A 12,669-nucleotide genomic window follows, 5' to 3' on the forward strand; every position below is an offset into this window, starting at 1 on the left:
TATGACCGAACCCTTGCTGACGATGCGCGGCATCGTCAAGGCATTCGATGGCGTGAAGGCGCTCGACGGAATCGATCTGACCGTGCGCCCCGGCGAGTGCGTCGGGCTGTGCGGCGAGAACGGCGCCGGCAAGTCGACGTTGATGAAGGTCCTGTCGGGCGTCTACCCGCACGGCACGTGGGATGGCGAGATCCGCTGGGAAGGCGCGCCGCTCGTCGCGTCCGGCGTGCGCGATACCGAGCGTGCGGGCATCGTGATCATCCACCAGGAACTGATGCTCGTGCCCGAGCTGTCGGTCGCGGAGAACATTTTCCTCGGCAACGAGATCACGCTGCCCGGCGGGCGCATGCACTACGCGGAGATGGTGCGGCGTTCCGAGGAACTGCTGCGCGAGCTGCGTATCGACGCGATCAACGTCGCGCAGCCGGTGATGAACTACGGCGGCGGCCATCAGCAGCTGATCGAGATCGCGAAGGCGCTGAACAAGCGCGCGAAGCTGCTGATCCTCGACGAGCCGTCGTCGTCGCTGAGTGCGGCCGAGACGCGCATCCTGCTCGACATCGTGCGCGACCTGAAGCGCCGCGGCGTCGCATGCGTGTACATCTCGCACAAGCTCGATGAAGTCGACGCGGTGTGCGACACCGTGACCGTGATCCGCGACGGCCGCCACGTGGCGACCGAGCCGATGCGCGGGATGACGACCGACCGGATCATCGCGATGATGGTCGGCCGTGAGATCCGCAACCTGTATCCGCGCGAGCCGCACGAGATCGGCGACGTCGTGCTGGAAGCGCGCAACGTCACCTGTCACGACGTGGCGAACCCGCGCCGCAAGCGCGTCGACGACGTGTCGTTCAGCGTGCGGCGCGGCGAGATTCTCGGCGTCGCCGGGCTCGTCGGCGCGGGCCGCACCGAGCTGATGCAGGCGATCTTCGGCGCGTATCCGGGCGCGAGCGCGGCGACGGTGCGGATGAACGGTCGGCCGCTCGCGATCCGTTCGCCGGCCGATGCGATTCGCGCGGGCATCGCGATGGTGCCGGAGGACCGCAAGCGTCACGGGATCGTGCCGCAGCTCGGCGTCGGCCACAACATCACGTTGTCGGTGCTGCGCCGGTTCGCCGCCCACGGGCGGATCGACGCGGCCGCCGAACTCGACGCGATCCGCACCGAGATGCAGCGGCTGTCGGTGCGTGCCGCGCATCCGTTCCTGCCGATCGCGAGCCTGTCCGGCGGCAACCAGCAGAAGGCGGTGCTCGCCAGGATGCTGCTGGCCGACCCGCAGGTGCTGATCCTCGACGAGCCGACCCGCGGTGTCGACGTGGGCGCCAAGGCCGAGATCTACCGGCTGATCTTCGCGCTCGCGCAACGCGGCGTCGCGCTGATCGTCGTGTCGTCGGAGTTGCCGGAAGTGCTCGGGCTCGCCGATCGCGTGCTCGTGATCGGCGAAGGCGAGCTGCGCGGCGATTTCGTCAACGACGGTCTCACGCAGGAACAGATACTCGGCGCCGCGCTGAAGCCCGCGCGGCAGCCGGCCGAACCCATTGCAGCGAGTGCCACATGAATAGCGAACTTTCCTCCTCTTCCGCCGTGCCGCCGGACGCCGACGCGCGCCGCACGCATCGCCATCCACTTCGACAGATCTTCGTGCGCTACAAGGTGCTTGCACTGCTGTTCGCGGTCGCGGCGATCTGGGTGTTTTTCTCGGTGCTGACCGACGGCGCGTTCGTCACGCCGCGCAACGTGTCGAACCTGCTGCGGCAGATGTCGATCACCGGGATGCTCGCATGCGGGATGGTGTTCGTGATCATCGCGGGCGAGATCGACCTGTCGGTCGGCTCGCTGCTCGGGCTGCTCGGCGGCATTGCGGCGATCCTCGACGTCAATCGCCACTGGCCCGTGGCCGCGACGGTGCCGGCCGTGCTCGCGCTCGGCGTGCTGGTCGGATTGTTCAACGGCTGGTGGTCGACCTACCGGCGCGTGCCGTCGTTCATCGTCGGGCTGGGCGGGATGCTCGCGTTCCGCGGCATCCTGCTCGGCGTGACGGGCGGCTCGACGATCGCGCCGGTGTCCGACGGCTTCGTGTTCCTCGGGCAGGGCTATCTGCCGCGCGCGGCCGGCGACGGCCTCGCGGTGCTGCTGTTCGCGCTCGTCGCGCTGCTGGTCATCCGGCAGCGCGGCACGCGGCACCGCTATCGGCTCGCGGTCGCGCCGCTGTGGCAGGACGTCGCGAAACTCGTCGGCGCCGGCGCGGTGCTGTTCGCGTTCGTCGCGACGCTCGACCGCTACGGCGGCATCCCGGTACCCGTGCTGCTGCTGCTCGCGCTGCTCGGCGCGTTCTCGTGGATCGCGACGCAGACCGTGTTCGGCCGGCGCATTTATGCGGTGGGTTCGAACCTGGAGGCGACGCGGCTATCGGGCGTCGACACCGATCGTGTGAAGCTCGCGATCTTCGCGCTGATGGGGCTGATGTGCGCGTTCGCGGGCATCGTCAACACCGCGCGGCTCGCGGCCGGCTCGCCGTCGGCCGGCACGATGGGCGAGCTCGACGCGATCGCCGCATGCTTCATCGGCGGCACGTCGATGCGCGGCGGGTCGGGCACCGTCTATGGCGCGCTGATCGGTGCGCTCGTGATGGCGAGCCTCGACAACGGAATGTCGATGCTCGATGTCGACGCGTACTGGCAGATGATCGTCAAGGGCGCGGTGCTGGTGCTGGCGGTGTGGATCGACGTCGTGTCGCGTTCGAACCGGCGGTGAGGCTGTCTTCGTGGAGGCGCTTGCCGCTTAGCGCAGCGGCGCGCCCCACGCCGCCGTTACGTTGCCGCCGAGCCGCCATTCGCTGAACGGGCGGCGCGGTGCAATGATCGCCGGCAGGCGGCGATCGCCGAAGCGCGCGTAGTACGGTTCGACCCACGCGAGCTCGTCGCGCAGCGTCCACGGGAACAGGTCCTGGCGGATCGGCGTGATTTTCGTGAAGCTCGCGGGATCGTCCACCGCGTCGATCACGAGATTCGCGAGACGGCCGATCGCGCCATCGTTTTCCCGATAGAGATCGATATGGCGCCGTTGCACGAGTTCGGCCGCGAACACGAGCGGCAGCAGCGCGAACGTGTGGTAGTGCAGCGCGCGGTTGCCGCGTTTCACTTCGCGCGCGAGCGCACCGTCGGGGCCGATGTCGCGAATGCCCTCGCGCACTCTCAGCAGCCCCGAATCGACGAGGTTTGCGTTGTTCGTCACGGTGCCGATCGCGATCAGGTCGAGCCCGGCCCAGTACACGAGATTGTTGTGCAGATGGTTGATCGCCTCCGAATCGCGGGTGGCGATCGCGATCCGTTCGAGCCACGGGCCGATTGCATCGAGCCGCGCGCGGTTCGCGTCGCGCACGTCGCGCGGCATGCGCAGGATCACCATCGCGAAGTCGGTGCCGGCCCACGAACGCTCGTAATAGCCCTGATAACCGGAGATCGGCCCCATCAGCGCGTCGGCTTGCGCCCAGCTTTCGAGCAGCATCACCGCGCACGACCAGTCGCCGTTGTCAGCCGACACATTGAGCCGCGCGATGAAATCGCGCATCGGCTTCACCGCGCGCGCATAGCCGGCTGCATCGTCGTAGTAGCCGGGGGGATCGATGCGCGTGACGGGGGCGGGCGGGTCGCACGCGCGCGCAGGCGACACGGCGCACGACAGTGCGGCGGCAGCCAGCAGCATGGCGAACAGCGGGCGTTTCGTCGGATGGCGCATGCGAGCCTCGTCGATGACGGTGAAAGGGCACGCAGGCCGTGGCGGGCCGAGCGGCGAGCCCCGCCCGCTTACGCGACGGACGTGCCGCACGCAGTCTAGCGTCGAGGTCTTTCATCCGCCTTTCTCGATGAACGGCTGTTGCTCGACATCCGCCTTGATGAAATCGACGAAGGCCCGCAGCGGAGCCGGCACGAAACGCCGCCCCGGATAGTACAGATACGGGCCGGAAAACGGCCGCCACCAGCCATCGAGCACGGGCTCGAGCGCGCCGCTCGCGAGATGCGGACGAAGCCAGTCTTCGTAAAGATGCACGATGCCGAGCCCCGCGCAGGCGGCATCCACGACGAGATCGACGGCGCCGCCGATCTGCACGACGAGCGGCCCGGACGGCTCCACGCGGACCACTTCGCCGGCGCGCTCGTATTCCCACGCCGGCATCGCGCCGCTCGCGAACCTGCCGCGCAGGCAAGCATGATCGAGCAGTTCGCGCGGATGGGCGGGACGGCCGCGACGGTCGAGGTAGGCGGGCGCCGCGGCGGTGGCGAAGCGTTGCGAACGCGGGCCGATGGGCACGGCGATCATGTCCTGTTCGAGGCGCTCGTCGTAACGGATGCCCGCGTCGCAGCCGGCCGCGAGGATATCGACGAAGCTTTCGTCCGCCACGATCTCGAGCCGGATCTCCGGATACGCGTCGAGAAAGCGCGGGACGATCGACGGCAGCACGAGCCGCGCCGCGCTCGTCGGTACGTTGAGCTTCAGCGTGCCGACCGGCCGCTCCCGAAACGTATTGACGACGTCGAGCGCCGCCTCCACCTCGCCCAGCGCCGGCGCGAGCCGCGCGAGCAGGCGCTCGCCGGCTTCGGTCGGCGCCACGCTGCGCGTCGTGCGGTGCAGCAGCCGCACGCCGAGTTGCGCCTCCAGCCGGCGCACCGCTTCGCTCAGGCCGGACGCGCTCGCACCAGTTGTGCGCGCACCTTCACGAAAGCCTTTCGCGCGCGCCACCGCCACGAACGCGTTCAGATCGCCCAGATCGACTTGCATTGTTCGCCCTTTCGTACAGGTCGTGCGGATTATGACCGGTTATCGCGCAGCGCGTCGCGGCGTAACCTGCGGCTCATTCATTCGCCACAGGAGCACAATCATGTCCCCCGTCGTCCAGTCCGGCACGTTTTCCATCGCGGGCCGCCGCGTTCACCGCATCGGGTATGGCGCGATGCAGCTCGCCGGTCCCGGCGTGTTCGGCCCGCCCCGGGACCGCGATGCGGCGCTTGCCGTTCTCCGCGAAGCCGTTGCATCGGGCGTCGACCACATCGACACGAGCGACTTCTACGGCCCGCACGTGACGAACCGGCTGATTCGCGAAGCGTTGCATCCGTATCGCGACGATCTGCTCATCGTGACCAAGATCGGCGCGAGGCGCGGCGAAGACGGTTCGTGGCTGCCGGCATTCTCGGCCGAAGCGCTCGCCGCCGCCGTGCAGGACAACCTGCGCAACCTCGGTCTCGACGTGCTCGACGTGGTCAATCTGCGGATCATGTTCGACACGCACGGCCCGGCCGAGGGCTCGATCGAGGCGCCGCTGTCCGCACTGGCCGAACTGCAGCGGCAAGGCTTCGTGCGGCACATCGGGCTGAGCAACGTCACGGCCGCGCAGGTCGCGGAAGGGCGCCGGATCTGCGACATCGTCTGCGTGCAGAACCACTACAACCTCGCGCACCGGGACGACGACGATCTCGTCGATGCGCTTGCCCGCGACGGCATCGCCTACGTACCGTACTTTCCGCTCGGCGGCTTCAATCCGTTGCAGTCGTCCGCGCTCGACACCGTTGCCGCGCGGCTCGGCGCGACGCCGATGCAGACCGCGCTCGCGTGGCTGCTGCGCCGCGCGCCGAACATCCTGCTGATTCCGGGAACGTCGTCGGTCGCGCATCTGCGCGAGAATCTCGCCGCCGGCGCGCTGGCGTTGCCGGAGGATGCCGTGCGCGAACTCGACGGCGTCGCGTCCGCCCGCGGTTGAACCCGGTGCGGCCGTCGCGCGGCGGATGGCCGAAGCGACGCCGGCACGGGACTCAGCGCGCCTGACCCAGCTGCTCGTCGATCGTCCGGGTCAGCGGCGACTGGACGTCGCCGGTGTGTTTCGTCTGCACGGGCTCGATCAGCACGACCCAGCATTCGTCGTCGGCGACCGGATTGTGCTGCGTGCCGCGCGGCACGACGTGCATCGAGCCGGCGGGCAAGTCGACGGCGCGGCCGCCTTCATACTCGATCCTGAGGTGGCCGCGCACGACGAAGAACAGCTCGTCTTCATGCGCATGGTCGTGCCACACGAACTGGCCGCGCACCTTGGCGACCTTCACGTACTGGTCGTTGACCTGCGCGACGACCTTCGGCGACCAGTACTCCGATACATCGGCGAAGGCAGCCTCGAGGTCGAACGATTCGGCAAACGGAACGGCGGGGAGGGTCATCTCGGCTCCAGATTCGGCTGTACGAATACACGATCGAAACCGGCACGTCGCCGATCATCGATTCGTCGGGAAAGCCGATTATATTGACGCGGCCGCCACGCTGCACGACGCCTGAATGCATGCGGCATCCGGCGGCGTGCAGGGGCTACGTCCGGTCGCGATTGCGGGCGCGCGTCGCGCCCGTGATCACCGCGATGCCGAAAAGAATGACGGCGACGATCTCGATGATGTGTTGCGACACGTGCAGCGTCATCAGGCCCCATGCCACGCCGGCGATGAAAATGATCCATCCGAGCAGGTAGATAAGCAGAGTCATCGCTTTTCTCCTTGTAGTTGCGGGTCATGACGCCGGTTGCCTGCGTTGCAAAACCTGCCGTGCAACCGGCAAACCGGGATGCGCGCATATTTCGTTCCCGGTTCGGCTGCGTCGTGCCGGGCTCGGGCGGCATGCGGTCTATCGGCTCAACGGCATGCCGCGGCATCGAGCAGGCCGCGTGCGGCCAGGTTGGCGTACAGCGCGCGCACGCCGAAGGTCCACGGCGCGATCTCCGTGCAAAGCCGCACGACGTTGACGAGCGCGCCGAGCGCGGGCGTGGAGATGGTGACGCGGTCGCCCAGGTGATGCGTGAATCCGCCGCCGGGCGCGTCGCGGTCCTGGATCGGCGAGAACATCGTGCCCAGGAACAGCATGAAGCCGTCCGGATACTGGTGATGCGCGCCGCAGGTCTGCGCGACGAGATCGGCCGGGTCGCGGCTGATCTCGCGCATGTGGCTGATGCCGTCGAGAACGAAGTCGTCGTCCGCGCCGTCGACGCGCAGCGACACGCTGGCCTGCCGCACGCTGTCCAGCGTGAAGCCGCCGTCGAAGAGCCGCACGAACGGGCCGATCGCGCACGAACCATTGTTGTCTTTGCATTTGCCGAGCAGCAGCGCGGAGCGGCCTTCGATGTCCCGCAAATTCACGTCGTTGCCGAGCGTGGCGCCAACCGGCCGGCCGTCGCTGCCGACCGCCAGCACGATCTCCGGCTCCGGATTGTTCCACACCGATCCGGGCAGCAGCCCCACGTCCGCGCCGAAGCCCACCGCGGACATGGGCTGCGACTTGGAGAACACCTCGGCATCCGGGCCGATGCCGACTTCCATGTATTGCGACCACGCGCCGCGGCGCTCGAGTTCCGCCTTCAGGCGCACGGCGGCGTCCGAACCGGGGACGATCTTCGACAGATCGGTGCCGATGGTCGCGGCGATGGTTTCGCGTACTTCCCTCGCCTTGGTAGGATCCCCGCCGGCCTGTTCTTCGATCACGCGTTCGATCAGGCTGACGGCAAAGGTCACGCCGCAAGCCTTGATGGCCTGCACGTCGCACGGGGCGAGCAGGCGCAGCGCGCCGGACGCGCCGTCCAGCGCCGCCTGCAACAGCGGCTCGACGCGGCCGAGCGATTCGCCGGGGGCGGTGCGGGCGATGTCGACTGCGTCGGGGCGGTCGAACAGGTCCGCGGTGGTCGGCACGGTGCGCGTGATGTCGAACACGTCGCCGCCGCGCACGGCGACGACGCTCGGGCCCGCGTGGGCGCCGTCGTGCTGCCAGACACGGCCGATCAGCAGGGCCTGCGCAAGGTCGTGCGGCAGGCAGTCGGAAACGGAAGGAGTACGCATGGTCGTCAGCTCGGCAAGAGTCGTGGGCGGTTGGATCAGTGCGAATGGCGCGGGTTGCCGCGCTGCTCGATGACCTTCAGATAGAGCGTGGCCGGTTCGAGGCAGCCGCCGGTGGACAACTGGCCCACGAACTGGCGATAGAGCGCCTGCCACGGCGTTTGCGCCTGCGGCACGGTGAAGCTTGCGGTCTCGCGGCGGCGCGCGAGTTCTTCTGCGTCGACGAGCAGGTCGACGCTGCGGCGATTCAGGTCCACGCGGATGCGATCGTTCGTGCGCAGCAGGGCCAGGCCGCCGCCGACGGCCGCTTCCGGCGATACGTTCAGGATCGACGGGCTGGCCGACGTGCCGCTTTGGCGTCCATCGCCGAGGCATGGCAGCGACGTCACGCCACGTTTCACCAGATCGGCGGGCGGCGCCATGTTGACGACTTCCGAACTGCCCGGGTAGCCGACCGTGCCGCAGCCCCGGATCACCAGGATGCAGCGTTCGTCGATGTCGAGCCGAGGGTCGTTGATGCGGGCGTGGTAGTCCTCGGGGCCATCGAAGACGATGGCGCGTGCCTCGAAGGTGTTCTCCGCGCCCGGCTCCGCAAGGTAGGTCTGCCGGAAGGCCTCGCCGACAACCGACATCTTCATGATCGCGCTGTCGAAGAAGTTGCCGGACAGCACCATGAAACCGGCGCCATGCTTGAGTGGCTCGTCGGGCGTGCGGATCACGTCCCGGTCGGCCTCCTGCGCCGTGTCCGCGATCTCGCCGATCGCGCGGCCGGACACGGTCAGGCAGTCGCGCCGCAGCAGGCCGGCCGCATCGAGTTGACGCAGCACGGCGGGCACGCCGCCGGCGCGGTGGAAGCTCTCCCCGAGGTACTCGCCGGCCGGCATGCAGTTGACGAGCAGCGGCACGGATTCGCCGAAACGCTGCCACTCGTCCAGGCTCAGCGCCACGCCCATGTGGCGCGCGATGGCGATCAGGTGCGGCGGGCAGTTGGTCGATGCGCCGAGCGCGGAGGCGACGACGATGGCATTCTCGAAGGCCGCGCGCGTCATGATCTTCGACGGGCGCAGGTCTTCGCGGACGAGCTCGACGGCGCGCTTGCCCGTCGCGTAAGCCATCTGGCCGCGCTCGCGGTAGGCGGCGGGAATGCTCGCGCACCCCGGCAGCGACATGCCGAGCGCCTCGGCCAGACTGTTCATCGACAGCGCCGTGCCCATGGTGTTGCAGTGGCCGATCGACGGCGACGACGCCGTGGTCAGCTGCATGAAACCTTCGTAGTCGATATCGCCGGCAGCCAGCAGATTGCGGGCGTGCCAGATCACCGTGCCCGAGCCGACGCGCTTGCCCTCGTGCCAGCCGTCGAGCATCGGCCCGCCGGACAGCACGATGGCGGGCATGTCCACGGTGGCCGCGGCCATCAGGCAGGCGGGGGTGGTCTTGTCGCATCCGGTCGTCAAGACCACGCCGTCCAGCGGAAAGCCATGCAGGACTTCCACCAGCCCGAGATACGCCAGGTTGCGGTCGAGTGCCGCGGTGGGCCGGCGGCTTTGCTCGGCCAGCGGATGCACGGGGAATTCCATCGGAATGCCGCCCGCGTCGCGAATGCCCGCCTTGGTGCGTTCGGCCAGTTCGATGTGGTGGCGATTGCACGGCGCCAGGTCGCTGCCCGTCTGCGCGATGCCGATGATGGGACGGCCCGACTGCAATTCCTCACGCGTCAACCCGTAGTTCATGAATCGCTCGACGTAGAGCGCGGTCATGTCTGCGTGTGCGGGGTCGTCGAACCACTCCTGGCTGCGCAGGCGGCGAGGGGTTTGCGGCATGGCGGGTTGTCTCCGAATAGGGCCGTGTCCGGTTTTTTGTGCCGGATAGTTACCGGTAACATTCGGGGCATGTTAGCACGGGGTTTTTGCGTCGCGGAAGGGAATTTTGCGTGTGGGTGGGTGCAGGCGGTGGGGAACGTGCGGCGACGGAGGAGGGAGGAGGTGCCTCCATGACGTCGCGCACGTTGCGCATCGGACGCCGCCGCTTCTCGTGAAGGACGACAGGTCCGGCAGTCGGCTCGTCAGGCGCTTTCCCGCGCGACGATCGTGTAGTCGACGCGGATGCAGTGCGGCTCGATCCGTTCGCCGCCGTCGCGTGCCTGCAGCGCCGCGAGCAGAGCCTCGCCCGTGCGCAGGCCGATGCCGTAGGCGTCGACCGACACCGTGGTGATGGTCGGGTGGCAGCATGTCGCCACTTCGAAGTTCCCGAAGCCGGCCACGGCCATGTCCGCGGGCACGGACAGTCCGCGTCGATGGCATTCCATGATTGCGCCGAACGCCGACATGTCGCTCACGCACATGACCGCGGTGGTGTCCGGCCACGTCTCCAGCAGTGCCGCCATGGCGGGCCCGCCGTGGCTCATGGTGATCGGCGATTCGCCCAGTCGGACGACGCGCGGCTCACCCAGCCCCAGCGCCTTGATCTCCGCCTGGTATCCCTTGAGCCGGTCCAGCCCGCGGCGGTCCAGTGCGCTGGCGCCGCCGAGAAAGCCGATGCGCTCGTAGCCGCGCTCGGCCAGATGGCGCACCATCGCGCGTGCGGCGCGCACGTTCGAGAAGCCCACCGCGGTATCGATCGGATGCGTGGGCAGGTCCCACATCTCGACCACGGGGATGCCCGAGCGTGCCAGCACCGTGCGCGTCGCATCGGTGTGCTGCGCCCCCGTCAGCGCGATGCAGCGCGGCTGGTGACGCAGCATGGAGCGTACCAGCCGTTCTTCCCGCGCCAGGTCATAGTCGGTGTCGCCGAGCAGCAGTTGCAGGCCATGCGGCTCGAGTGCGTCGGTCAGGCCGCGCACAGTGTCGGAGAAGTTGGAACTCGACAGCGACGGCACCAGCACCGCGACAAATTCCGACCGCCCGGACGACAGCGCACCTGCGGCGGCGTCGGCCACGTAACCGAGCTGATCGATGGCCCTGCAGACCCGTTCGCGCGTCTCGGCGGCCACGCTGTGGCCGGCCAGCACGCGCGAGACGGTCATCTTCGATACGCCGGCCAGGCGCGCTACATCGGACATGCGGGGCGGTCCGGCAGGCCGGACGGCGGTGGGGCTGGGCATGGGAATCGCGATCGGGAGAAACCGGGAAAGGCTACATGATACCGGTGCCGTGCGCGCCGCCGCCGCGCGCCGGTGATTCGCGCGGCACTAGGGAAACCACTTGTCGATCGGGACTTGAGCACGGTTGTCGCGGCATGCTACCTTCAAAACTGTTACCGGTATCAAGCCGCCGGTTGCGCCCGTCGCCAGATCGGCGCCTTTTTTTGGGCGGGAATGTTATCGGTAACATAGACGCATCAGTTCCTTAGCGAATCCGCCGGCACGAAGAAGTCCTACACAATCAGGAGACAAACCGATGCCATCCCTCACGCAGACCGCCGCCGCACCGGCCGCGGTCGGCTCGTCCGAAGACGCCCTCTACCGCAAGGTCATGCGGCGCATCCTGCCGTTGCTGCTGCTCTGCTACGTCGTGGCCTACCTGGACCGCGTCAACGTGGGTTTCGCCAAGCTGCAGATGCTCGATGACCTGAGCCTGAGCGACAGCGTCTACGCGCTCGGCGCCAGCGTTTTCTTCTGGGGCTATTTCCTGTTCGAGATGCCGAGCAACTTGCTGCTGCACCGCTACGGCGCACGCTTCTGGATCGCGCGGATCATGATCACATGGGGCATCGTGTCGTCGTCGATGGCCTTTATCGTGCCGCTCGCGCAGTTCTTTCACGTGCAGACGTCCACCATGTTCTACACGCTGCGCTTCCTGCTCGGTCTGTGCGAAGCCGGCTTCTTCCCGGGCGTCATCCTGTACATGAATTACTGGTTTCCCGCGCGCCGCCAAAGCGTGGCCATGTCGGGCTTCCTGGTGGCGATCCCGCTGAGCCTGACGCTGGGCAGTGTCATTTCCGGCTGGCTGATGGAGCAGACGCACGGCTTGTCAGGCATGAGCGGCTGGCAATGGATGCTGCTGCTCGAAGGCCTGCCGTCGATCGTGGTGGCGTTCATCGTGTTGGCCTGCCTCGGCGATGGCCCGCAGTCAGCGAAGTGGCTGTCTGCCGAGGAAAAGGCGGTGCTGTCGCGCAACCTCGAATCCGAGGCCGCGCACAAGTCGCACGGCGTGGGTGCCGCGTTGCGCAGCCCGCGCGTCTGGCTGCTGACCTTCATCCTGCTCACCTTCAATACCGGCTTCTACGGGCTGGCCTTCTGGCTGCCGTCGATCATTCGCGCGTCGGGCGTGCGCAGCCCGATGCATATCGGTCTGCTGACTGCCGTTCCGTATCTGACGGCCATCTTTGCGATGGTGTGGAACGCGGCGCACTCGCGCAAGACCGGCGAACGCCGGCTGCACGCCGCGATTCCCGCGCTGATCGGCGGCGTCGGCCTGATCACGAGCGCGGCATGTGCACAGAACGTGGTGCTGTCGATCCTGTTCCTGACCATCGCCACGTGCGGCATCCTGGCGCTGATGCCGATCTACTGGACCTTTCCGGGGCAGATACTGTCCGGCACGGCCGCAGCCGCCGGCATTGCACTGATCAACTCGGTGGGCAATCTGTCCGGCTTCACGGGTTCGATGATCACGGGCATCGCAAAGGAAATGACCGGCAACATCAACAACGGAACCTACGCGCTGGGCGCCTGCCTGCTGGTCAGTTGCGTGCTGATCATGTTGATTCCGCGCGGCGTGCTGTTTCCTCCGGCCGCGAAGTAGGTTCGTTGCTGATGGCCGGGCAGACGGGCAGATGGCTCGCCCTTTGCCCCGTCTGCCCGATTCGA

At 67.8% G+C, this 12,669-nt stretch carries 11 protein-coding genes; 4 read left to right on the forward strand and 7 right to left on the reverse strand.

Translation table 11 applies throughout. From position 1 onward, the window contains the following. The first annotated feature begins 1 nt into the window (after position 1). Both xylG and HWX25_RS21670 read left to right on the forward strand, forming a co-directional pair. Positions 2–1,561, forward strand: coding sequence for a D-xylose ABC transporter ATP-binding protein (xylG, locus tag HWX25_RS21665; protein ID WP_175910410.1), 1,560 nt, complete (start codon positions 2–4; stop codon positions 1,559–1,561). Then, complete coding sequence (locus HWX25_RS21670; RefSeq protein ID WP_175910411.1) at positions 1,558–2,757, forward strand: sugar ABC transporter permease; 1,200 nt, start codon at positions 1,558–1,560, stop codon at positions 2,755–2,757. The genes xylG and HWX25_RS21670 overlap by 4 nt, the downstream gene beginning before the upstream one ends. A 27-nt stretch (positions 2,758–2,784) precedes the next feature. Here HWX25_RS21670 and HWX25_RS21675 read toward each other — a convergent pair whose 3' ends face one another. Beyond that, on the reverse strand, positions 2,785–3,741 hold the full coding sequence (locus tag HWX25_RS21675; protein WP_175910413.1) for a mannuronate-specific alginate lyase: 957 nt from the start codon (positions 3,739–3,741) through the stop codon (positions 2,785–2,787). A 111-nt stretch (positions 3,742–3,852) separates the two neighbouring features. Continuing rightward, a complete protein-coding gene (locus HWX25_RS21680) occupies positions 3,853–4,782 on the reverse strand; it encodes a LysR family transcriptional regulator (RefSeq protein WP_175910415.1) in 930 nt (309 codons plus the stop codon). 100 nt (positions 4,783–4,882) lie between these two features. On the opposite strand from HWX25_RS21680, the gene HWX25_RS21685 reads away from it, so the two are divergent. Next, on the forward strand, positions 4,883–5,758 hold the full coding sequence (locus HWX25_RS21685) for an aldo/keto reductase family oxidoreductase (RefSeq protein ID WP_059820061.1): 876 nt from the start codon (positions 4,883–4,885) through the stop codon (positions 5,756–5,758). A 52-nt stretch (positions 5,759–5,810) separates the two neighbouring features. Here the strand turns inward: HWX25_RS21685 and HWX25_RS21690 are convergent, their stop codons facing one another. The 5 genes from HWX25_RS21690 to HWX25_RS21710 form a co-directional block, all read right to left on the reverse strand. After that, positions 5,811–6,209: a cupin domain-containing protein gene (locus HWX25_RS21690; RefSeq protein ID WP_175910417.1), complete on the reverse strand. Its 399-nt coding sequence runs from the start codon at positions 6,207–6,209 to the stop codon at positions 5,811–5,813. Positions 6,210–6,354: 145 nt separating this feature from the next. Beyond that, on the reverse strand, positions 6,355–6,525 hold the full coding sequence (locus HWX25_RS21695; RefSeq protein ID WP_162999306.1) for a hypothetical protein: 171 nt from the start codon (positions 6,523–6,525) through the stop codon (positions 6,355–6,357). A 146-nt stretch (positions 6,526–6,671) separates the two neighbouring features. Continuing rightward, positions 6,672–7,865, reverse strand: coding sequence for a fumarylacetoacetate hydrolase family protein (locus tag HWX25_RS21700; protein ID WP_175910419.1), 1,194 nt, complete (start codon positions 7,863–7,865; stop codon positions 6,672–6,674). 35 nt (positions 7,866–7,900) lie between these two features. Beyond that, positions 7,901–9,682, reverse strand: coding sequence for an IlvD/Edd family dehydratase (locus HWX25_RS21705; RefSeq protein ID WP_175910421.1), 1,782 nt, complete (start codon positions 9,680–9,682; stop codon positions 7,901–7,903). A gap of 242 nt (positions 9,683–9,924) precedes the next feature. Beyond that, complete coding sequence (locus tag HWX25_RS21710) at positions 9,925–10,962, reverse strand: LacI family DNA-binding transcriptional regulator (RefSeq protein ID WP_175910424.1); 1,038 nt, start codon at positions 10,960–10,962, stop codon at positions 9,925–9,927. Between the two features lie 295 nt (positions 10,963–11,257). Between HWX25_RS21710 and HWX25_RS21715 the strand changes: the two genes are divergently transcribed. Continuing rightward, complete coding sequence (locus tag HWX25_RS21715) at positions 11,258–12,604, forward strand: MFS transporter (protein ID WP_175910426.1); 1,347 nt, start codon at positions 11,258–11,260, stop codon at positions 12,602–12,604. Positions 12,605–12,669 lie beyond the last annotated feature (65 nt).

This window comes from Burkholderia sp. BCC1640 (assembly GCF_902833125.1).
Classification (GTDB): domain Bacteria; phylum Pseudomonadota; class Gammaproteobacteria; order Burkholderiales; family Burkholderiaceae; genus Burkholderia; species Burkholderia diffusa.